Origin of the sequence: Rhodococcus zopfii NBRC 100606 = JCM 9919 (assembly GCF_001895025.1) — a bacterium.
GTDB classification, from domain to species: Bacteria; Actinomycetota; Actinomycetes; order Mycobacteriales; family Mycobacteriaceae; genus Rhodococcus; species Rhodococcus zopfii.
The window spans coordinates 45,800-68,156 of record NZ_BCXI01000015.1; the positions used below are offsets into that span (position 1 = coordinate 45,800).

At 71.3% G+C, this 22,357-nt stretch carries 14 protein-coding genes and 2 pseudogenes; 8 read left to right on the top strand and 8 right to left on the bottom strand.

What is annotated here, in order from left to right:
• Nucleotides 1-72: 72 nt before the first annotated feature.
• The 3 genes and pseudogenes from RZ1_RS29600 to RZ1_RS11155 form a co-directional block, all read right to left on the bottom strand.
• Nucleotides 73-524, bottom strand: a pseudogene (locus tag RZ1_RS29600) (zinc-binding dehydrogenase); the annotation flags it as partial.
• Nucleotides 517-2,616, bottom strand: coding sequence for a VanW family protein (locus RZ1_RS11145; protein WP_139281814.1), 2,100 nt, complete (start codon nt 2,614-2,616; stop codon nt 517-519). The gene RZ1_RS11145 and the pseudogene RZ1_RS29600, both read right to left, overlap by 8 nt.
• Nucleotides 2,617-3,702: 1,086 nt before the next feature.
• Nucleotides 3,703-5,025: an acetyl-CoA C-acetyltransferase gene (locus tag RZ1_RS11155; protein ID WP_072811832.1), complete on the bottom strand. Its 1,323-nt coding sequence runs from the start codon at nt 5,023-5,025 to the stop codon at nt 3,703-3,705.
• A gap of 107 nt (nt 5,026-5,132) precedes the next feature.
• On the opposite strand from RZ1_RS11155, the gene RZ1_RS11160 reads away from it, so the two are divergent.
• Entirely contained in the window at nt 5,133-6,479 is a 1,347-nt protein-coding gene (locus tag RZ1_RS11160; RefSeq protein ID WP_072811834.1) for a 3-oxoacyl-ACP reductase, read from the top strand.
• Nucleotides 6,480-7,337 carry a MaoC/PaaZ C-terminal domain-containing protein gene (locus tag RZ1_RS11165; protein WP_072811836.1) on the top strand — a complete coding sequence of 286 codons (858 nt, stop codon included), beginning with the start codon at nt 6,480-6,482 and terminating at the stop codon, nt 7,335-7,337.
• 78 nt (nt 7,338-7,415) lie between these two features.
• Here RZ1_RS11165 and RZ1_RS11170 read toward each other — a convergent pair whose 3' ends face one another.
• On the bottom strand, nt 7,416-8,024 hold the full coding sequence (locus tag RZ1_RS11170) for a TetR/AcrR family transcriptional regulator (protein ID WP_072811838.1): 609 nt from the start codon (nt 8,022-8,024) through the stop codon (nt 7,416-7,418).
• Between the two features lie 84 nt (nt 8,025-8,108).
• Complete coding sequence (locus tag RZ1_RS11175; RefSeq protein WP_072811840.1) at nt 8,109-9,299, bottom strand: glycoside hydrolase family 3 N-terminal domain-containing protein; 1,191 nt, start codon at nt 9,297-9,299, stop codon at nt 8,109-8,111.
• Between the two features lie 101 nt (nt 9,300-9,400).
• On the opposite strand from RZ1_RS11175, the gene RZ1_RS11180 reads away from it, so the two are divergent.
• From RZ1_RS11180 to RZ1_RS31765, 4 genes are all read left to right on the top strand, one after another.
• Nucleotides 9,401-9,868, top strand: a complete 468-nt coding sequence (locus tag RZ1_RS11180; protein ID WP_072811842.1) for a universal stress protein — start codon at nt 9,401-9,403, stop codon at nt 9,866-9,868.
• Nucleotides 9,869-9,908: 40 nt separating this feature from the next.
• Nucleotides 9,909-10,991, top strand: coding sequence for an isochorismate synthase (locus tag RZ1_RS11185; protein ID WP_072811844.1), 1,083 nt, complete (start codon nt 9,909-9,911; stop codon nt 10,989-10,991).
• Nucleotides 10,992-11,085: 94 nt separating this feature from the next.
• Nucleotides 11,086-11,259 carry a DUF2613 domain-containing protein gene (locus RZ1_RS11190; RefSeq protein WP_072812050.1) on the top strand — a complete coding sequence of 58 codons (174 nt, stop codon included), beginning with the start codon at nt 11,086-11,088 and terminating at the stop codon, nt 11,257-11,259.
• Between the two features lie 40 nt (nt 11,260-11,299).
• The gene (locus RZ1_RS31765) at nt 11,300-15,559 is read left to right on the top strand and encodes an alpha-(1->3)-arabinofuranosyltransferase (protein ID WP_307718282.1); all 4,260 of its coding nucleotides are present in this window, start codon (nt 11,300-11,302) and stop codon (nt 15,557-15,559) included.
• Here the strand turns inward: RZ1_RS31765 and RZ1_RS31235 are convergent.
• A pseudogene (locus RZ1_RS31235) lies at nt 15,466-16,629 on the bottom strand (acyltransferase family protein); the annotation flags it as partial. The gene RZ1_RS31765 and the pseudogene RZ1_RS31235 sit on opposite strands and share 94 nt — an antisense overlap.
• A 195-nt stretch (nt 16,630-16,824) precedes the next feature.
• On the opposite strand from RZ1_RS31235, the gene pgfA reads away from it, so the two are divergent.
• Entirely contained in the window at nt 16,825-18,066 is a 1,242-nt protein-coding gene (gene pgfA, locus RZ1_RS11205; RefSeq protein WP_072811848.1) for a cell envelope lipid trafficking protein PgfA, read from the top strand.
• Nucleotides 18,067-18,192: 126 nt separating this feature from the next.
• On the opposite strand, the gene RZ1_RS11210 is transcribed toward pgfA, so the two are convergent.
• Entirely contained in the window at nt 18,193-19,419 is a 1,227-nt protein-coding gene (locus RZ1_RS11210; protein ID WP_072811850.1) for a polysaccharide biosynthesis protein, read from the bottom strand.
• A 41-nt stretch (nt 19,420-19,460) separates the two neighbouring features.
• Between RZ1_RS11210 and RZ1_RS11215 the strand changes: the two genes are divergently transcribed.
• A complete protein-coding gene (locus RZ1_RS11215) occupies nt 19,461-21,194 on the top strand; it encodes an MmpA family trehalose lipid delivery protein (RefSeq protein WP_072811852.1) in 1,734 nt (577 codons plus the stop codon).
• Here RZ1_RS11215 and RZ1_RS11220 read toward each other — a convergent pair.
• Nucleotides 21,117-22,334, bottom strand: coding sequence for a glycosyltransferase family 4 protein (locus RZ1_RS11220; protein ID WP_072812052.1), 1,218 nt, complete (start codon nt 22,332-22,334; stop codon nt 21,117-21,119). The two genes, RZ1_RS11215 and RZ1_RS11220, sit on opposite strands and share 78 nt — an antisense overlap.
• Between the last annotated feature and the right edge of the window lie 23 nt (nt 22,335-22,357).

Sequence of the window (22,357 nt, forward strand, 5' to 3'; positions counted from 1 at the left end):
GATTCCGGTGGGGGTCACTGCCGTTCGGACGCACTGCCGTTCGGACGCACTGCCGTTCGGACGCACTGCCGTTCAGGGACACGGCCGTTCAGGGACAGAATGCTCGGTGTCGGAGACGACGACCCCACGCAGGTTTCGGCCCTCGTGCATGTCGGCGAAGCCTTGCGCGATGTCCTCGAGCTTGTAGGTGGTGATCAACTCGTCGAGCTTCAGCTTCCCCGACGTGTACAGGTCGATCATCCACGGGATGTCGGCCGTCGGCGTGGACGCGCCGAAAAGCGAACCCTGAAGCCGTTTCTGGTAGAGCACCAGTTCCATCGGGCTGATCGGTATTCCGACGTCGGTCATCTTGCCGAGCCCGGTGACCACGCAGGTTCCGGCCTTGCGGATCGCCGAGAACGCCTCCGCGATGTGCTCGCCGGTCGTGGCGCTCACGGTCACGATCGCAGCGTCGGCGCCCTGTCCGTTGGTACGAACGCGCGATCCTCGGTGGCCTCCGCCATGTCCGCGACCGCGTTACTCGCCGACGGCCGATGCGTCGGGCACGGCCGGCTCGTCCGTGGCGGATTCGGGTTCCGGGGCGCGGCTCGTCGTCGGCTGCGCACCGGGTTGCGGCCGGGCGCTCGGCGTCGGCGACGAACCGGATTCCGGTGTGCTTCCCGGCGAACCGGCGGGGTTCCGTTCCGGACCCGGCGCGGGCTCACGTTCGGACTCGGGCTCGATGCACTCGACGATCGGAACCGGGTCGTACTTGACGGTGCGGGTCGTGCGCGAAAGCTGCGCCCCGGTTTTGGCGTCCGTGATCACCCGGGTGTCGCTGACCGTGAAACCCTGTGCGCCGCTGGACGGAATGCACGAATCTCCCGCCGGAAGGGTGATCTTGTTCGGCGAAGTGAATGCCGTTCGGTCCCCGGTGAACGACTGCACGTCCACCGTCTTCGTCCCCCAGATCCGGACCGTGATGTCCGAGCTCGTGCCGATGGTCTGGATCAGCACACCCGTGTCGAAGGGGTTGCGGAACTGCAGGTCGATCGCGCCCTCGTACACGGTGGCCTCGCGTGCCGCCGGGTACCGCGAGATGTAGTAGCTGTGCTCGGTGTGGGCGACGTCCTCCATGCCGGCGAAATACGTTGCGTTGTAGAGGGTTGTCGCGAGCTGGCTGATGCCGCCACCGACGGCCGTGCCGGGCCGCCCGGCCTCGATGATGCCGGATTCGACGTAGCCCTGGGCGGCACCGCGCGGACCGGTATATCCGTTGAGCGAGAACGTGTCTCCGGGCTTGACGAGGGCACCGTCGATCTCGGAGGCGGCGAGCCGGATGTTCACACCCGACGCGTAGGTGAACCCGCCGGTGGTGTACTCACCGATGACCTCGCGGATGCCCAGTTTCTCGGCGGCCTCGGTCGTGAGCGCGGGTTCCACCGGTGCGTACACCGCGGGCGTCGTCCGGTCGCCCGGCGCAGCCAGCAGCCGGGGCAGCGGCTCGAGGGTCTTCGCCCAGTCGACCAGCTCGCCCTTCACCGCGGGCACGACCGTCGGGCCGCTCCCCTCGATGACGATGCGCGCGTCCTTCGGTTCCACCTCGGTCTCCGCGAGCTGCGGACGCAGGAAGTCGATGACGGCTTCCGAGTGGTATTCGGGATTCAGGCCGCCGTCGCCGTCCGGCACGAAGGACAAGATCGTGCCGATCCGGTCGCGGGGCAGGGTTGCGACGGTGTTGTCGCGCCCCTGGACCTTCACGTCCGACTCGACCGCGGGGAACGCGATGTCGGTGAGTGCGCGATCGACCGCTTCGGGGGTGACGGTCACCTCGATCGTCTCCACCGGGAGCGTGACGTCGCCGAATGCCCACCGCTCGGCGAACACGTCCGCGGCGACCTGCGGGTCGAGGTCCTGACCGGGTTGGGGGGACACCGCGACCGGGGTCGCACCCTCGAAGACGACGGTGCCTTCACGCGGGGCGCGTTCGGCGCTCGACCGCACGCCTTCGAGCGCGCTGGTCAGTGCCGCGTCGTCGCGGAGCGAGGCGACACCGATCTCGTCGCTGCCGAACAGGGACGCCAGCCGGGTGAAGGGGTTGAGCGGCTGCGATCCGATGCGGTCGAGGGTGTGTTCCCAATCGACCGCGAGACCGGCCTGCGACGGAACGACCTCGCCGGTGGTGTCGCCGGCGGTCACCTCGACGGGACGTCCGAGGCGGTCGCCGAGTTCGTCGCGCAGCAGCGTTTCGGCTTCGGTGACCGACTTACCGCCGATCTCGATTCCCGCGACGGTCACGCCGCGCGGAACGTTGCCCGACGTGACCGCAAGATCGACGCCGTAGAGGACCGCGAGTGCCGCGGCGACACCGCCGGCCGCGAGCGCGATCTTCCGCCACGGCGGACCCGCGGGTGAGGGCGACCCCGCGGCATCCCCCGGCGGTGTCGTGGGCGGTTCGGAGGGCGGAGGCGGGACCGAGCCGGCGGCGACGGCCGGAACGACCTCGGTCACCGCGTCGTCAGCGGATCCGGCCGCAGCGAGATCGCCCGCCGATCGCTCTGTCGGCGGAACCGACGGGGGCTCGGCCGCGGACTCGGCCCGGGGCGGGGTGGACGGTGCACTCCTGACCGCGGACATGTCGATCGCGACGGTCGGGGCCGAGTCGTCGACAGCGGTGGGCGCCGCCGCGGCGGGTTCCGGCTGCGCGGCCGCTGATTCGGCAGGGGATTCGGCCGGCGTCGGGTCTTCGGCCCACGGATCGTCCCCGGCGAGGTCCGCCGCGTCCACCGGGGCAGGAGCCGAGGGCTCGGCGGCGGGTTCGACATGCGGTTCGGTGACGACCGGCTCGGTGACGACAGGTGCGGTGACGACCGGCTCGGTGAAGGCGGGCTTGGTGAACGCGAACGGCGCTGGTTTCTGCGGCGCAGCCGGGATACCGGTGGTCGGGACCTCCCACGGACGGAGCTGCGCAGTCGTCGGCTCGGCAGCAGGTTCGGGAGTCGGCGCGGCATCCTGCCCGGGGGCCGCTTCCCGGTCGGCGGGTGCCTCCGGGACTGCGGGTGCCTCCGGGACTGCGGGAGCCTCCGGGACTGCGGGAGCCTCCGGTGCCAGGCTCTGCGGTTCCGGTTCCGGTTCCGGTTCCGGTTCCGGTTCCGGTTCCGGTTCCGGTTCCGGTTCCGGTTCCGGTTCCGGTTCGGGCGTCGCATCGGCGGCCGTCAGGGCGTCGTGCGCATCGGCGTTCCCCGCTGCGGGCGGTTCGTCCGCGGGTGCGGCTGTCGGTGTGGTCGGGAGCGGCGCCATCGAGACGAACCGTTCGGTGGCAGCCGGGCCGGCCGGCTCGGCAACGACGTCCGGTTTCGCGTCGGCGACTGTTCCCGCAGTGTCGTCCACTGCGGTGTCCCCGGCCGTCTCCGGCTTCTGCTGCGTCTCCGGCTCGTTGGGGGGAACGGCGCCGCTCATGTTCTCGCGCTCGTCCGCCCCGTTGTTACCACTCACCCGTGTCCCTCCGACTGGGCACCCCCGAGCGGGTGCGCCTCGTCATCCAGCCTAAATGCCGGCCCGCGCCGACTCCGATTCGAGCCGGTCCTCAACGACCCGGAAACGAGAATGACCCCGCGTTGCCACCAGGTCGGGGGTCAGGCAGCAATGCGGGGTCGCTAGGTCTATCGACCCGCTCCCACGGGTGTTACAGACCTTCCGGAATTTTTTTGGTGCGGTTCCGTCTCACGCCTCGAGGATCGCGGTGACGCCCTGCCCACCGGCCGCGCAGATGGAGATCAGACCGCGTGCGGGCTTGCCGGTCTCCGCCTTCTTCTCGTGCAGCATCTTGGCGAGCGAGGCGACGATCCGGCCCCCGGTCGCGGCGAACGGATGCCCCGCCGCCAAGGACGATCCGTTGACGTTGAGCTTGCTGCGGTCGATCGAGCCGAGCGGCGCGTCGAGTCCGAGCCGGCCCTTGCAGTACTCGTCCGACTCGAAGGCCTGCAGCGTCGCGAGCACGACGGACGCGAACGCCTCGTGGATCTCGTAGAAATCGAAGTCTTGCAGGGTCAGGCCGTTGCGCTTCAGCAGACGCGGAATCGCGTAGGTCGGGGCCATCAGCAGGCCGTCGCCGCCGTGCACGTAGTCGACCGCGGCGGTCTCGGAATCCACGAGGTACGCGAGGACGGGCAGGTTACGGGCAGCGGCCCATTCCTCGGTGGACAGCAACGCCGCGGACGCGCCGTCGGTCAGCGGTGTGGAGTTGCCGGCCGTCATGGTGGCGTCGCCGAGCTTCGTGCCGAACACCGGCTTCAGCGTCGAGAGCTTCTCGACCGACGAGTCGGGGCGCAGGTTGTCGTCGCGGGTGAGGCCGAGGAACGGGGTGACGAGGTCGTCGAAGAACCCGCGGTCGTAGGCGGCGGCCATGTTGCGGTGGCTCGCGGCGGCCAGTTCGTCCTGGTCGGCGCGGGCGATCCCGAATTCCTTGGCGGTGATCGCGGCGTGATCACCCATCGACAGTCCGGTGCGGGGTTCGCCGTTGCGGGGGATCTCGATGCCCAGCATCGACGGGCGCACGTTGCCGAGCAGCTTGATGCGGTCACCGGTGGAACGCGCCCGGTTCAGTGACAGCAGGAATTCGCGCAGGTCGTTGTTGACGCCGATGGGCGCGTCGGACGTGGTGTCGACGCCGCCGCCGATGCCCGACTCGATCCGGCCGGCGGCAATGGCGTCGCCGACGGAGATGATCGACTGCAGGCCTGTGCCGCAGGCCTGCTGCAGGTCCCATGCGGGCGTGTGAGGGTTCAGGGGGCTGCCGAGCACGGATTCGCGGATCAGGTTGAAGTCGCGGCTGTGCTTGAGGACCGCGCCGCCGACGACGGCGCCGAGCTGTTCGCCCTGCAGGTTGAACCGGCTGATCAGGCCGTCGAGGGTAGCGGTGAACATGTCCTGGTTCGAGGCGCGAGCGTACTTGCGGTCGGACCGGGCGAACGGGATGCGGTTGCCGCCGAGGATCGCGACGCGGCGCGACGAGCGCGCAGAGCTGGAACGGGCTTTGGTGGTCACGTGTCGTCTCCCGATGTGCTGGTGGATGCGAACTCTGGCTACTATTCTTACTCACGGGTAAGTTGTTGTCGACACCGCATGACGTCCGAACCAGAGAAGGTGGAATCGTGGCCGAAACCAAGGGTGCACCCAAGCTCTATGCCCAATTCATCACGTCCGCACCCGGAGCTTTCCTCGCCAAGCAGTTCGGGTTGCCCCAGCCGGAGAAGCTCCGCCGCTACCAGCCGGGCGAGCCGGCCCTCGCCGGCCCGGTGCTGCTCGGGGGCAACGGCCGGCTCGTCGAGCCGATCCGCGCCCTGCTCACCGACTACGTCTTCGCCGAGCCCGACGAGAAGAACTTCGGCGCCCTCGTGTTCGATGCGACCGGCATCACCGAGCCTTCCGGACTCGAGCAGCTGTTCACGTTCTTCCAGCCGGCCGTGAAGGGTCTCGGCCCGAGCGGCCGCGTCGTCGTCCTCGGCACCACGCCGGAGGAAACGTCGTCGGTCGACGAGCGCATCGCCCAGCGCGCCCTCGAAGGCTTCACCCGCAGCCTCGGCAAGGAACTGCGCCGCGGCGCGACCGTGCAGCTCGTATACGTCTCGCCGAAGGCGCCCGCCGGACTCTCCGGTGCCGAATCGACCCTGCGTTTCCTGCTCTCGGCCAAGTCCGCGTTCGTCGACGGCCAGGTCGTGCGGATCGGCGACGGCGAGGCCACCGCGCCCGAGTCCTGGGACAAGCCGCTCGCCGGGAAGGTCGCCGTCGTGACCGGCGCGGCCCGCGGCATCGGCGCGACCATCGCCGAGGTCCTCGCCCGTGACGGCGCGACCGTGGTCGCCGCGGACGTCCCGGCGGCGGGCGAGGCGCTGTCGCAGACCGCCAATCAGGTCGGCGGCACGTCCCTCGCGCTCGACGTCACCGCCGCCGACGCCGGCGACAAGCTTGCCGCGCACCTGCTCGAGCGTCACGGCGGCGCCGACATCATCGTGCACAACGCCGGCATCACCCGCGACAAGCTGCTGGCCAACATGGACGCGGCCCGCTGGAACTCGGTGATGGCCGTCAACCTCATCGCTCCGCAGAAGATCACCGACGTGCTCGTCGAGAAGGGCGCCCTCAAGGAGGGCGGCCGCGTGATCGACGTGTCGTCGATCGCCGGAATCGCCGGCAACCGCGGCCAGACCAACTACGGCGCATCCAAGGCCGGTGTCATCGGTCTCGTGCAATCGACCGCGCCGGTGCTGGCCGAGAAGAACATCACCGTCAACGCCGTCGCGCCCGGCTTCATCGAGACCGCGATGACCGCCGCGATCCCGCTCGCCACCCGCGAAGGCGGCCGTCTGATGAGCTCGCTGCAGCAGGGCGGCGAGACCGTCGACGTCGCCGAGACCGTCGCGTGGTTCGCGAACCCGGCGTCGGGCGCCGTCACCGGCCAGGTCGTGCGCGTGTGCGGCCAGTCCATGCTGGGGGCGTAGATGGCCGTCATCGAACTCGACTCGGTGCCGTCGATCCTCGACGTCTACTCGCGCGCCGTGCTCTCCGCGTTGCCGGTCGTCGGCGCGTCCGGCACGTCCCTGCCCGACGACACGCTGCTGCTGCGGGGCGTGCGGGTCGATCAGGACAACCTCGCCGAGTACGCGAAGGTCTGCGGGCTGCGTTTCGGCGACACCCTGCCGATCACCTACCCGTTCACGCTCACGTTCCCCGTCGTGATGAAACTGATGGTGTCCAAAGGATTTCCGTTCGCGGCCATGGGGTCGGTGCACGCGGAGAACGTGATCGAACACCGCCGCCCGATCTCCGCCGGCGAGCCCCTGGACATCCGCGTGCACGCGGCCGATCTGCGAGAGCACCGCAAGGGCCTGCTCGTGGACGTCGTCACCGAGATCTCCGTGGGCCGTGAACCGGTCTGGCACCAGAGATCGACGTTCCTGCACCAGCAGCGCACGTCGTTGTCCGGTACCCCGAAGCCGGAACCGGAGCCGGAGCACATCCCGGCCGTGCCGACGTCGACCCTGCGGGTGGATCAGAAGACGATCGACCGGTACGCGGCGGTCTCCGGCGACCGCAATCCGATCCACGTTTCGAGGCTGGGCGCCAAGGCCTTCGGTTTCCCGCGCACCATCGCGCACGGCATGTGGAGCGCCGCAGCGGCGCTGCGTGCCGTCGAGGGCCGCATCCCGGAGAAGGTCACGTACGCGGTGCGGTTCGGGAAGCCGGTGCTGTTGCCGGCCACGGTGAACCTGTACGCGCAGCACGTCGCGGACGGCTGGGACCTGTCCCTGCGGCATCCGACCGAGCAGTACCCGCACCTGAGCGCCACCTTGCGCTGAGGCCGGGTACGGCACACCGACTTCGGGCGGACCGGGGCGCGATGGGGGCGTCCCGGTTCGCCCGATCCGTTGCCGGGGTCAGCAGGACGGATCGCTGCGCTTGCGACCGGCCAGGCCGCGCCACGCGAGGTTTTCCAGCAGATCGGCAGCCTTGACAACGTCGATCTCCCCGCCGGCGATGCGGTCGGCGACCGCCTCACCCGCACCGACCAGCGCGACCGCCATGATGTTGAAATCCATGTCCGGTTCGGGCTCGCGCGTGCTCGATTCGAGCAGGTGCGCGGTCAGTTCGATCAGCCGGTCGCGGCTGCCGCGCACCTGGCTCGCGAAGGCCTGCTGGGCGAGCGCCTGACGGTAGAGCACCATCCACGAGTGGCGATGCTCGTCGACGAACCCGAGAAACGACTCGAGCGCGACCCGCAGTTGCGCACGCGGCGGCAGGGTGGGGTCGCCCGCCGGAGCCAGGGCCTCGACGAACCGCTGGCCCTCGCGGCCGATGCACGCGGCGAACAGTTCGTCCTTCGAGCCGTAGTACAGGTACAGCATCGGCTTGGAGATCGACGCGCGCGCGGCGATCGCATCCATCGAGGTTTCGTGGAACCCGTTCTCGGAGAACACCTCCACGGCGGCATCGAGCATCTGCTGTTCCCGCACCGCGCGAGGCAGTCGCTTGGTACCGCCGGCCATGTCTCCTCCATACTGCTCGGGTAACGCTCCTTACCCTAGAGTAAGGAGCGCTGCCGGGTTCCCCGGATTCCGATTCGCCGGAAATCAGCAGCCGAGCGCGCCCTTGGCCCGCACGACCGTGCGCACCGCCTCGTCCACCCGCGCTGCCGGCAACGCACCCGACTGCACGGACTGCTCGAGATGATCGAGGACCGCGGGCACCTGATCGGTGGTCAGCCACAACGCCTGGTCGACTCCGGCGGTCAACGCGGCCTCCACGGCCTCGGCGATACCGTAGTTGTCCGTGATCGCGCGCATCCCGGACAGATCGTCGGTGAAGATCACCCCGTCGAACGGCGGCGCCCCGTAGCCGGTGCCGTCCCGCAGCAGCCGCACCGCCGCGGGGCTGATGCTCGCCGGCCGCCCGTCGGTCAGACCCGGCACGTCCAGATGGCCGATCATCACGGCCACCCCCGAGGTGACGAGTTCGCGGTACGGCACCAGATCGATCTGCTGCAGCTGCTCGAACGGCGGCGCGACCACCGCACCGGTGTGCGAATCACCCGACGCCGAGCCGTGGCCCGGAAAGTGCTTGAGCACCGGCAGGATTCCCGCATCGCGCAGGCCGCGCGCGTACGCATCGGCGTACTGCACGACGACCTGCGGATCGTCGGAGAAGGAACGGTCGCCGATCACATCGCCGTCCGGCCGGTCGGTCACGTCGACATCCGGCGCGAAATCCACGGTGATACCCAGTTCGCGCAATTCGCGACCGCGCTCGAGCGCCATCGCGTACGTCTCGTCGACCGTCATCGTCCGGGCCGTGACCCGCGCCGACGGATCCTCCCCGAGGAGCTCACCGACCCGGGAGACGCGGCCGCCCTCCTCGTCGATCGTCACCATCAGCGGCAGCGGGCTCTGCGCCGCGACCGCGGGGATCTCCCGGTTCGCCAGCATCGACATGTCGGTCCAGCTGCCGATGAAAATGCCGCCGATCTGCTCCGACCGCACGACCGCGAGCGCATCCTCGGAGCCGGTCACCCCGACGTTGAGCAACTGTGCGAGTTTCTGCCGCAACGTCAGCGACGCGAGCAGATCGTCGCCGCACACCGGCGCGGACGCCGGCGCCGCAGGGGACTCCGGGAGGGACTCCGGGGTGGTCACGGACGCCGCGGATGTCGCGGACACGGACTCGCCGCCGGAGGTCGCGGAGACGCCGGGCGAGCCGTTCCCGCCACAGCCGACCGCCGCTGTCGCGGCCGCGAGCACGACGATCAGGCTGTGACGGATACGCATGAACGTCGACGGTAGCCGACCCACGCACAGTCGGCTCCCACAGCCCGCCGGGACCGGTAATGTGCACCTCGAGCAGCCGGTTTCGAACCAAGGGGTGTGCGATGCCCGCAGATCTGATTCTCATTGCCTACGACGGCTCCGAGAACTCGAAACGCGCCGTCGAATACGCGGGACGCTTTCTCGAGTCCTGCCGCGCCGTCGTCGTCACCGCGTGGGAACCCATGGTCCGCCAGGCCGCACGGATGTCCGGACTCTCCGGGGTGATGCAACCGGAATGGGTGCCCGACGAGGACACCGAGGACGTTGCGCTCACCGACGCCAGGATCACCAACTCCGAAGGCCTCGAGCTGGCCCGCTCGGTGGGACTGCACGCCGAAGGCCGCACCCTCGAGATCGTCAACGCGGTGTGGACGTCGATCATCGAAGCCGCCGACGAACTCGACGTCGACATCATCGTCACCGGAACCCGCGGCACCACCGGCCTGCGGTCCCTGCTGCAGTCCTCCGTCGCCGACCACGTGCTGCGCCACAGCCACCGTCCGGTGCTGATCGTGCCGCCGGGACGCTAGGCACACCACCGTCGCCGCCGGGCGATATCGTCGAGCGATCATGGACGGCTTCCTGCTCTCGCGCCCCGATCGCACCCTCCGCACCACCGGAACCCGGCGCCTCTACGACACCACCGCCGCGGCGTCACGGGCACTGCAACGCGACGAGGCCGACCTGATCGTCGGTGCCCTGCCCTTCGATCCCGAACGAATGCCCGCACTGATGCAACCCGAGACGAGCACCGTCACCGACGGGCCGTGGACCCCGCCCGCGGACCTCGATGCATTACCGACGGTGCGGGTCGTCGCGGAGACCCCGCAGCCGCGCATCCACGTCGCACGGGTACGGGCACTGATCGACCGGCTCTCACTGGGCGAGTTCGGCAAGGTCGTCGCCGCGCGTTCGGTGTCGCTCGAGGCGGACGGACCGCTCGATCCCCTCGCGGTCGCCGCACGCATGGTCGCCCGGCACCCGACCGCCTCGACCTACGCCGTGGACCTCAGTGCCGCCGGCGAGCGCTACTGGGGACACACCCTCGTCGGCGCGACCCCCGAGGTGCTGGTGAGCCGCCGCGGCAGCACCGTCACGTGCCGTCCGCTCGCCGGGACGGCCGCGCGCTGCGCCGACCCCGCCGACGACGAGGCGGCCGGCCGGGAACTGCTCGCGTCCGCGAAGAACCTCGCCGAGCACGCGTACGTCACCGCGTGGATCCGCGACCGCCTGGGCCCGCTGTGCACCGACCTCGACATCCGCGACGTGCCGGTGCTGACGAGCACCCCCGACGTGTGGCACCTGGCGACCCCGATCACCGGGACACTGCGCGACCCGGCGACCGATGCCTTGACCCTCGCGACGGTGCTGCATCCGACACCCGCGGTCGCGGGAACGCCCACCGAGGCCGCGCTCGCCTCGATCCGGGCCGTCGAGGGCGACCGCCGCTTCTACGGTGGTGCCGTCGGCTGGTGCGATGCCGCAGGTGACGGCGACTGGCTCGTCGCGATCCGCTGCGCGGAGATCAGCTCCGACGGGTTGCGCGCTCGCGCGTGGGCGGGCGGCGGGATCGTCGCCGATTCCGATCCCGGCGCCGAGCTCGACGAGACGACCGCGAAGCTGCGGACCCTGCTCGGCGCGCTCGGACTCTAGCTCCAGGCGCACTGTGTGACGCGGGTGATACCTTGACGCGGTGCGAAACGGCGCGGGGACTTCCCGCGCCGACGTTGACGATGGGGAGATGGGCATGGCGAAGTTCCTTGGACCCGGCCTGGGCAGCGCTGTGATCGGCGCCGTCCTCGGTGCTGCTGCAGTTTTCGGTGTAACCGCCGCGGTGCAGGACAACACCCGCCCGGAGATCGACCGCAGCGGCAACGCCGATTCGTCCCTCCTGAACCAGGTTGAGTACGGCAGCCGCTGACGGCGCCGGTAACGCTGCGAGTTCACGCACTTCCTCCGGCGTGACGGCCCCGCACGATCCGGGGCCGTCCGCCGCACCCCTGTCGCGTCGCTGGTTGCTCGGGGCTGCCGCGGTGGCGTTCGCGCTGGCCTTCGCGCAGGTCCCCGGCCTGATCGTGGCCGACACCAAGTACGACCTGACGCAGAACCCGCTGGGGTTCCTGGCGCGCGCCTCCCATCAGTGGAGCAGCATCGCCCCGCTCGGGCAGGTCCAGAACCAGGCGTACGGCTACTTCTTCCCGCACGGCACGTTCTTCGCGGCCGGACAGGTCCTCCACGTTCCCCCGTGGATCACCCAACGGATCTGGTGGGCGCTGCTGCTGATCGCCGGGTTCTGGGGCATCGTGCGGCTCGCCGAGGCACTGGGCATCGGGAGCCGCAGCTCCCGGGTTCTCGCCGCGGTGGTGTTCGCGCTGTCCCCTCGGGTCCTGACGACCCTCGGATCGATCTCGTCGGAAACCCTGCCGATGATGCTGGCGCCGTGGGTGCTGCTGCCCGTCGTCCGGTACGCCCGCGGCGATTCCGGGCGTTCCGCCCTGCAGCTCGCCGCACAGTCCGCGGTCGCGGTGGCCCTGATGGGCGCGATCAACGCGGTCGCGACCGCGGCGGCGTGCCTCGTCGCCGGCGTGTGGTGGCTCGCGCACCGGCCCAACCGGGCGTGGTGGTATTTCACGATCCGGTGGATCCCGTGCTGCATCGTCGCGGTGCTGTGGTGGATGGTGCCGTTGCTGCTGCTCGGCAGGGTCAGTCCGCCCTTCCTCGACTTCATCGAGTCGTCCGGCGTCACCACCGAGTGGACGTCGCTGGCGGAGATCCTGCGCGGCACCGACAGCTGGACACCGTTCGTCTCGCCGGAACGAATCGCCGGGGCGGTGCTCGTCACGCAACCCGCCGCGGTCCTCGTCACCGGTCTCCTCGCCGCCGCGGGCATGGCCGGTCTGGCAATGCGATCGATGCCGGCACGCGGCCGGCTGACACTGATCCTGTTCGTCGGGGTCGCCGGGCTCGGGGCCGGTTACGCCGGAGAGCTCGGTTCCCCGTTCGCCGATCAGGTACGCCTGTTCCTCGACTCCGGTGGGGCGGCGCTGCGCAACGTCCACAAGCTCGAACCTCTGGTCCGGCTGCCGCTGGTGCTCGGCCTCGCGCACCTGCTGCGGCGGGTGCCGCTGCCCGGGTCGGTGCCGTGGGGCCGCGCCCGCAACGCGTTCGCGCATCCCGAACGGGACCCCATGGTCGCGTTCACCACCCTGATCCTGGTCGCCGCGACCCTCGCGACGTCCCTGGCGTGGACCGGCAAGCTCGCGCCGCGCGGCGCCTACGACGAGGTGCCCGGGTACTGGCACGAGACCGCGGCCTGGCTCGGCGAACACACCTCCGACCGCGGCGAACGCGCCCTGATCGTGCCGGGCGCCCCGTTCGGCAGCCAGGTCTGGGGCCTGACCCGCGACGAACCGATCCAGGCCCTGGCCGAATCGCCGTGGGTCTCCCGCGACGCGGTGCCGCTGGTGCCGCCCGGCGCGATCCGCGCACTCGACTCGGTGCAACGGCTCATCGCCGACGGCCGGCCCTCGGACGCTCTCGCCGCGACGCTGCGCGGCCAGGGCATCGGCTACGTGGTCGTCCGCAACGACCTGGACCCGGACACGTCCCCGGCCGCGCGCAGCGCGCTGGTACACCGCGCGCTCGACGGCTCCCCCGGGCTGGTCCCCGTCGCCGAGTTCGGCCCGGACATCCGGCGCGAACTCGGAGCGGACTTCGTCGCGGACGCCGATCTGCAACCCGACTATCCGGCGATCGAGATCTACCGCGTCGACGTGCCGGAGCCGGCGCCCGTCGGCCCCTACGTCGTCGACGCCGCGTCGGTTCCGCTCGTGCAGGGTGGCCCCGAATCGTTGCTGCAACTCGCCGACGGTGAACCGCCGCTGGCCGGCCCGGTGCTGCTCGCCGCGGACGCGCGGCGCGCCGGCCTGCCCGTCGACGCGGTCACCGTCACCGACACCCCCACCGATCGTGAAACCGACTACGGGCAGGTCGACTACCACTCGTCGACGATCCGGGCCGCCGACGATCCGCGGCGCACCCACAACCTGGTGCCGGACTATCCGGTGGCCGACACCGACCTCGTCCACGCCGAATGGGAGGGGGCCCGCATCGCGGTGTCCAGCGCCGCGTCGGACGCCACACAGCTCGGCGGCACCTCACCGGGCAGCGGACCCGCCACCGTCGTCGACGGCGACCCGACCACCGGCTGGCACAGCAACGGTCTCGAATCGGCGGTCGGGCAATGGCTGCAGATCGACCTCGACGCCCCGATCGAGGCCGGGATGCTGCGCCTGACCACCAGCCCCGGCGCGCTCGGCGCGCCCGTCAAGTGGCTGGAAGTGGAAACCGACCGTGGCACCACCGCCGTTCGGGTCGAGAAACCCGGCCGCGAACAGACGGTCGCGTTGCCGCTGGGCACCACGACGTGGATCCGGATCACCGCCACCAACACCGACGACGGCACCGCCGGCAGTCAGTTCGGGATCACCGAGGTCGCGGTGGACGACTTCACCGATCGCGAGAACCCGCAGCGCATCGACATCCGCCGGCGCATCGTGCTGCCGCCGGTTCCCGAGGGCGCCGAGGTGCTCGGCTGGCAGCTCGGCCAGGAGTTCCCGGGCCGCGGCAGCTGCGTCGACACCCCGGATCGGGTGCGGTGCGCCCGCGGACTGGCGACGGCGGCGGAGGAACCGAACACGTTCACCCGCACCCTGTCGGTGCCCGCGGAAACCGAGGTCGCGCCGCAGGTGTGGGTGCGGATGCGTCCCGGCCCGGCCGCGGACGCGATCGCCGCGCCGCCGGAGCGGGTCACCGCGAGCGGACCCGCCGATGTCGTGGACCTGTCCGGCTCCGCGTTCGCCGCGACCGACGGGGATCCGCGCACCTCCTGGACCGCGCCGGAATCCGCCCTCGAGCCCGGGGCACCGCGCCCGACCCTGACCCTCGAACTGCCGTCGGCGGAATTCGTGACCGGTCTCGATGTGGCCGCGAGCCTCGGCGCGCTGCCGGTCGCGCCGACACGGATCGCCGTCAACCTCGGCAGCGGCCCGCAGGTGCGCGATGTCGACCTCGCCGAGGGCGCGGCCCGTCTCGAGCTGGAGCCGCACGTCACCGACCGGATCGTCGTCAGCCTCGTCGACTGGCCCGACGTCCTCGACCGCACGGTCCTCGGATTCGCGAAGCTCAGCCCGCCCGGCCTCGCCGAAATCACCGTCCTCGGCCCCGACGGACAGGTCGGGGCGCAGGATCCGGTCGCCGACCGGACGGTCACCATCGGCTGCGACAGCGGCCCGGTCGTGACCGTCGGCGACCGCACCTACCGCACGTCGGTGACCACGACGGTCGGCGCCTTGGCCGCCGGTGCGGAGGTCCCCGCAACGTTGTGCGACACCGGCACCGTCACGCTGCCGTCGGGTCGCGTGCACATCGACATCGAACCGGGTACGGCGTTCATCGTGTCGAGCGTGAACCTGCCCGTCCCGGGTGCGGTACCGCCCGTGCCCGCGCCGGTCGAGCTCGACACGGGCACGTGGACCGAGGACCTGCGGGAGCTCGACGTACCCGTCGCGGGTACCGAACGGATCGTCGTGGTGCCCGAGAGCACCAACATCGGCTGGGTCGCGACCGCACCGGACGGGAGCGAGCTGACCCCGGTCGTGGTCGACGGCTGGCAGCAGGGCTGGATCGTGCCGGCCGGAACCGGCGGCACCGTCACCCTCGCGTTCGCCACCGACCGCTGGTACCGCGCGGGGATCTTCGGCGGCCTGCTGCTGTTGCTCCCGCTGTTCGCGGCGGCGTGGTGGCCGCGACGACGTCGGGCCCGGGAACTGCCCGGTCCGGCACCGAGGCCGTGGCGCAGCACCCTCGTCGGACTCGCAGGGGTCGTCGCGGTCGCGACGGTCGCGGCAGGCGCGCTCGGGGCGGGGGTCGCGGTGGCCGGGGCCGCGGCGATCGGCGTGATCATCGCGCGCCGGGGCGAGACCGCCGCGTCACGCCTCCTGGTGGGGACGACCGGTGCGGCGACGATGGTCGCGATCGCGTTGCTGTCGACGGGTCCGTGGCGGGCGCCGGGCGGCTACGTCGGCCACTCGTTCTTGATTCAGTTCGCGGCGGTCGTCGGGCTGGTCGCGCTGGGACTCGCCACCGTGCCGCTGTCTCCACGGTTCGCCCGCGTCCTGCGATGGAACTCGCGGCGGACGGGTTCCTCGACGAGCGCGTAGCTCGCGGACGCGACCGCGATGCTCAGGGCGAGGGTGATCGCCAGCACGAACCAGAAGTCGCCCTGGAACGGCAGGATGCCGAATACCGGGAACACGATCGACAGCACGGCGAGATGCCAGATGAAGATGCCGTAGGACCAGCGGCCGACGGCCAGCGCCGCGGGCGACGCGAGGATGCGGTGGTTGCCGCGCGGCGCGAGGACCAACGGGGCGAGCAGCGCCGCACTCATCACGGCCCCGAGCAGGATCTTGCCGTTGTACTGCCACGGTTCGAGATCCGTGAGTCCTTCCGGACCGCCCAGCGGGGTGGTGGCGAGCGCGAATGCACCGACCGCGATCGCCGCCATCAGCCCGCGCCGCGCCGCGAGACGATGCACCCACGTCGAGGCGACGGTTGCCAGTTCGGCGAGCAGCATGCCGGCACCGAACCACGGCAGGTAGCCGGGCAGCCAGTTGTCGTGGTGGATGTGCTCGGGTGTGGCCACCGGCAGCCACACCCACACGAAGCTCAGCGCGCACGCCGCAAGGATCACCGGAATGCGGAACCGCGCGGCGTTCCCGCGCAGCCGGCACAGCGCGAGTGCGAGCACAGGCAGCAACAGATAGAACGCGACCTCGACGGACAGGCTCCACATCTGGGTGAGCCCCTCGGTGAGGGTCAGCGGCATGAACACCTGCACCAGCGTCAGATTCGCCACCCACACGCGCCACCCGCCGCCCGCGCCCGGCAGCAGAAGCAGCACCAGGCACACGACGGTCCAGTAGGCGGGCAGGATGCGCACGGCCCGGGAAACGAGGTAGCGCCCGGTCGGCTGCGCGACACCGTATCCGCGGGCCGCCGCGGCGTGCGGGCGCCACAGCAGGAAACCGGACAACGCGAAGAACAGAGCGACCGCGAGATCGAACCGGCCCCACACGCGGCCGATCACCGGATCGTGCACAGCACCGGTCTGGAACGCGACGTGGGTGATGAGAACACCCACTGCGGCGAATCCGCGCATGCCCTCGAGAGCTGGCAGGAAGCCGGTGGCACCACGGGGCGACATACCGGTATCGGGTCGATTGGTCATCGTCGACCAGTGTGCCCGGGAAGCGTCCTGTCCCGGAAGTCCGGGTTCTTCCGCGATCCGAACGTACGCACAACGTCTGTCGGCTGTTAGTGTCTGGGCTCACGTGGTGTCCGCAATGTCGTGCACCAGACGATCCGTGCAGCCCGGCTGCCGGTGGGGGTACTCGATGACAACCGTTGAGTGAGGAGAGACAGCATGGCTGAGCGTTCGAGCTCGGGCCGGAAACTTGCGCTGGTGTTGGTGGGCCTGGGGACTTTCCTCCTGGCGATCGCGCTGCTGGTGCCGACCTACACAGTGGGCAAGCTGAAGAAGACGCCGCTCGACCTCGAGGTCACCACGGTGGCCGAGGGTACGGGCGACATTCTGAACTCCAAGGCTCTGCTCTCCGGTAAGGCGCAGGTCGACACGAATGTTCCGATCGTCGCGCAGCGTTTCGTCACGGTCGAGGACCCCTCGGACGCCGATATCATGACGCTGCAGGCCGGCCAGACGGTGCGTCGCCTGGACATGCAGGGCGATACCGGCCTGGTGTCCGCCATCGTGGACCGGCTGACCATCGACCGAGTCACCTCGATGCCGGTGTCGAAGGAGGAGTACCCGAACCGTGTAAGCACGGTTCAGACCTCGGCGACCGCGCCGCCCACGGAGATCGACAACCGTGACGGTCTGCAGTACAAGTTCCCGTTCGACGTCGAGCAGAGGAACTACCCGTACTACGACCTCAATGCCCGCGAGAACTACGACGTCGAGTACCAGGGCGAGGAAGAGATCAGCGGCGTCGACGTCTACCACTTCCGGCACACCGTCGATCCGGTCGACCTGTCGAAGGCCGATCCGACGAATCCGTCGTACAAGCTGAGCCTGCCCGCCTCCACGTGGGGTGTCGAGGGCGACGGACCGATCACGATGGTCCGCTGGTACACCAACGTCCGCGACCTGTGGGTCGACCCGGTCACCGGTGTCGTCGTCAAGGGCCAGGAGCAGCAGTACCAGTACTACGCCCGCGAGGCCGACAAGCCCGAGGTGACGGTCCTCAAGGTCACGCTGCCGTTCGACCAGGACACCGTCGAATACCAGGTCGGGCAGGCCAAGGACGGCCAGGACACGCTGTCGACGTTCGGCCGCACGGTCCCGATCATCCTCGGCATCCTCGGTGCCCTCTCGCTGATCGCCGGCATCGTGCTCGGCCTGCGCGGCGGCAAGGGCGGTACCCCGGCCGCCGCTGCCGGCGGCCCGGCTCCGGCCGGTCCGGCCGCAACCACCCCGTCCGGCCCGGCGCACGCCGCTCCGGCCCAGCGGGACTGGACCACCGACGACACGCAGGTGATCCCGCGGACCGAGGCGGAACAGAATCCGCCGCAGCAGCGGGACTGGACCACCGACGCGACGCAGGAGATCCCGACGACGGATCTGCGCAAGCCGCCGACGGACAAGTAGTCGTCGACAGTTCACACGAACGCCCGGCCGGGCTCTCCCGGCCGGGCGTTCGTGTTTCGGCCGGAGCCGGGCGCCGATGACCTCCGGCGGGCGGAGCCGACGACAGCCCGAAGCGGAACGGTCTCGTCAGGCCGGATTCCGGACGGCCGGTCCGGCCGCGCGCACGGCGAGCACCGCGACCACCGTGGCGGTGACCGCGGCGACCGCGGCCGCCACGGCGACGAACTGCTGCACCGTGGACGCCACCGTCGTCATGAGCACCGCCTCGACGACCAGGCCGATCCACGCGACCCCCGCCAGGGAGGTGCGCTCGCTCGCGATCGCCGACAGCAGTCCTCCCTGCAGGACGGCCAAGCACGCGCCCTGCAGCGCGAACACCCACAGCAGCGACTGCACCGGGGTGTAGGCGTCGCCGACGAGCAGCGGCACGATCGGGGCGCACAGCGCAGCGCCCGCGACGAGCACGGCCCCGAGCCCGACGAGCACCGTCAACGCGGACCGGACCGCCGCCCCGGACCGGGCAGGGTTGGCCATCTGCGGATACAGGACGACGCCGACGGCCTGCGGCAACCAGAACGCGACCTTCGTCGCGACCGCACCCAACGCGTACAGACCGGCCGCGTCGGCGTCGAGCACCATGCGGGCGAGCAGCAGATCCAGCGACGTCATCGCGATCAGCGCGAGCTGCACCTGGGAGGCACGCAGGACCGCTGCGATCCCGGGAGCGCGCGGCGCGTCCGGAACCGCCGCGGCGTCCCCGCCGCGTCCCGCGATCACCGCCGCACCGGCGGCGACGATCCCGGTGCCCACCGCCCCCGCCAGCAGCGCCGCACCCGGCCCACCGCCGACGGCGAGCACCGCGACCGCGGGAACGACCTTCGCGATGCCCGCGGCGGCCAGGACGACGCTGAGCGCCGCGAACCGGCCGCGGCCCTGCAGCAGCCCCTGTTCGGCGGCGAGGAGAACCAGCAGGGGTGCGGTCACAAGGGACCCGAACGCCCCGGTCAGGCTCGTGTCGAGGGCCCACGCGACCACCGGCACCAACACGATCGCGAGCGCGGCCGCCAGCGCGGTACACCGGTATCCGAGACGGCGCAGGGCCTCGGTGCCGCTGCCGTGCACGGTTTCCCGCGCGACCACCGTCTGCAGGGCGAGGGCGGGCACTGCGAGGACGAGCTGGGCGGCGAGCAGGCTGGCGAACTCGCCGTATCCGGCCGGGCCCAGCCAGCGGCTGGCCGGCAAGTGCAGCAGGTACGACGCCAGGCTGGCGGTCATCGCACCGGCGGTCACCATCGTCATTCCGGCGACAGCGGATCCGGTGGGCGCCGGGCGCGGCGTCTGGGGTCGCGGCATCCGCCCATCCTTACACCCGCACCGGCCCGTATTCTGCGCGCATGGTCAGGCCGGTGTCGCTGCGTTCCGTCGTGCCGGTCGTCTACAGCCTCGCGCTGGCGGTCGCGGTGCTCGGTCCCCTGGTGTTCTCCCCCGGCTATCTGCTGCTGCGCGACGCGGTGAGCACCCCGCGTTCCTTCCCGACGGATTCGGCCCTGGGCATCACGGACGCCGCGGCCCGCGCGGTGCCGCAGGACGCCCTGCTGGCCGTCGTCACCGTCGTCGTCGACGGTGGGGTCGCGGTGACGGTGCTGCTCATGGCGGCGTTGTGGGCGGCGGGCTGGGGCGCGGCACGGCTGGTGGCGACGCTCCTGCCGGGCCGGACGTCCGGGCTCCCCGCGCAGCTGGTGGCGGCCACCGTGGCGGTGTGGAATCCATACGTCGCCGAACGGCTGCTGCAGGGCCACTGGAGCCTGCTGGTGGGCTACGCGGCGCTGCCGTGGGTCGTGTGCGCGACCGTCGCGGTGCGCGGCGGGCAGCGAGGGGGATGGTGGGCTCTGGCGGCGTGGCTCGCGGCGGCCGGCCTGACCCCGACGGGTGCGGTACTCGCGGCGATCACGGCGCTGGCGCTGCTCGCAGCGCCGGGCGGCACCACCTGGAGGTGGCCGCGGATCGCGGGCGGGACGGCGCTGAGCGTCGTCGCGTCGATGCCGTGGCTGGTCGCGACCGCGGTCTCGGGTGGGGGGTCCGATGCCGACCCGGCGGGGGTCGCGGCGTTCGCGGCGCGCGCCGAGCCGCTGCTCGGCACGCTCGGATCGCTCGCGGGCCTGGGTGGGATCTGGAATGCGGACGCGGTGCCCGGGTCGCGGGCGACGCCGTGGGCGCTCGTCGGCACGGTCGCGCTGCTGATCGTGGTCGCGTGCGGGCTGCCCGCGCTGTGGCGGCGCCGGGAGCCGGTCACGGTGACGCTGGCGGTGCTCGCCGTCGTCGCGGTGCTCGCCCCGGCGCTCGCAGCGACCGCGGTGGGGCTGCGGGCCGGGGAGTGGTCGATGCTGCACGTGCCCGGGGCCGGGTTGCTGCGCGACACCCAGAAGTGGGTTGCGCTGGCGCTGCCGCTGTACGTGCTGTCCGCGGGTGCGGGGATCGGCGGGCTGCGGGCCCGATTCGGCGGGCGCGACGCGGTGTGGGCGACCGCGGCGGTTCTCGTCGTGCTGGTCGCCACCCCCGACCTGGTGTGGGGTGTCGGCGGCCGGGTGCGGCCGGTGCAGTACCCGGCGGGATGGCGGCAGGTCGCCGGGATCGTCACCGCGGACGACGGGGACGTCGCGGTGCTCCCGGCGGGAATGTTCCGGCGGTTCGAGTACAGCGGCCGCGCCGCGGTGCTGGATCCGGCGCCGCGGATGCTGCGTGCGGACGTGCTGCAGACCGGGCAGCTCGTGGTCGCGGGCGGCGCGGTCGCCGGGGAGGGTCGTCGCGCCGCCGACGTCGAGACCCTGCTCCTGGCCGGCGCGGACCCGGGCGAGCTGGCCGCGCGGGGCGTCGGCTGGGTGCTCGTCGAACACGGCACGCCGGGCGAACTCGGCGAGTCGCAGCGCACCCTGGACGGGCTCGAACGCGTCCACGGCGACGCCGAGCTGAGCTTGTACCGGGTGCCCGGGGCGAGCCGGCAGCCCGCAGACCGGGACGCGGCGGTCGCCGCGCATGTGCTGTGGGCGCTGTTACTGGGTGGCGGCGCTGCGGGCGGGCTCGCGGTCCGGTTGCGTGGGCAGGCCCGCGCTGCGCGGGAACAGACCTGAGACCCGTCGCCCGTCCGCGGTCGCGGTGAGCACGTCGAGCACGCCCTCACCGGTTGCCGCCCATGAGAATTCGCCGGCGCGGACGCGGGCCTTGCGACCCAGGTCGCGGCGACGGTCGGCGTCGCCGAGCAGTTCGGCGACGGCGGCGGTCAGCTCGGTCGGGGAATCGACGAGCAGACCGGTGACCCCGTCGATCACCGAATCGGTCAGGCCCTTCGAACTGCGATAGCCGATCGTCGGGACGCCGTGCTGGGCGGCTTCGACGACGGCGAGTCCCCATCCCTCCTTGCGGGACGGCATCACATGCACCCAGGCACGGGCGAGCAGTTCGTGCTTGCGGTCCTCGGGGACGTGCCCGTGGAAGGTGACGGCGTCGGTGATGCCGAGGTCGGCGGCGGCGTCTCGCAGGTTCTGTTCCCACCAGCCGCCGCCGATGACGTCCAGGTGCAGACCCGGCACGTGTTCGCGCAGTGCGGCGACCGCGCCCAGGGCGTCCTCGATCTGCTTGTGCGGCACCAGCCGCGACAGCACACACACGCTCGGACGGGCGGTGCGGGTGTGATCGTCGCCGGGTTCGACGGTGTCGGGAATCGGGTCGATGCCGTTGCGCACCACGGCGATTCGATCGTGTTCGACCCCGAGGGTACGCAGTTCGTCGGCGGACGGCAGCGACACGGTCAGATACTGGCTGCGGCGGTGCACGCGCGGGGAGAGCGTCGATTCGATCCACCAGCCGATGCGGGCCATCACCCGGCCCGCGACCGGCCACTGCTCGCGGTGGCAGTGGTGCACCAGCACCGTGGAGGGCGCGCCGGCCACGAGCCGCGCGAAGAACGGGATGCCGTTCTGGGTGTCGATCACCGCGTCGGGCCGCAATCCGCGCAGCGGGCCGAAACCGAGCCGTCCGGCGGCGATCGCGGCGAGCGCCCGCGGATAGACGGTCAGGCGGCCACCGCCGCGGCTGATGGTGATGCCGTCGACGACCTCGCGTTTCGGGGCGCCCGGGTAGGCGGCGGTGCGGAACGTCACGGCGACACCGCGGGCCGCGAGCTGGGCGCCGACCTGTTCCAGGTAGCGCTCGCTGCCGCCTCCCTGCGGGTGCCCGCTGTCGCGCCAGCAGAGCAGCAGAACCTCCCGCACGTGGCGACCCCCCTCGGATTCCG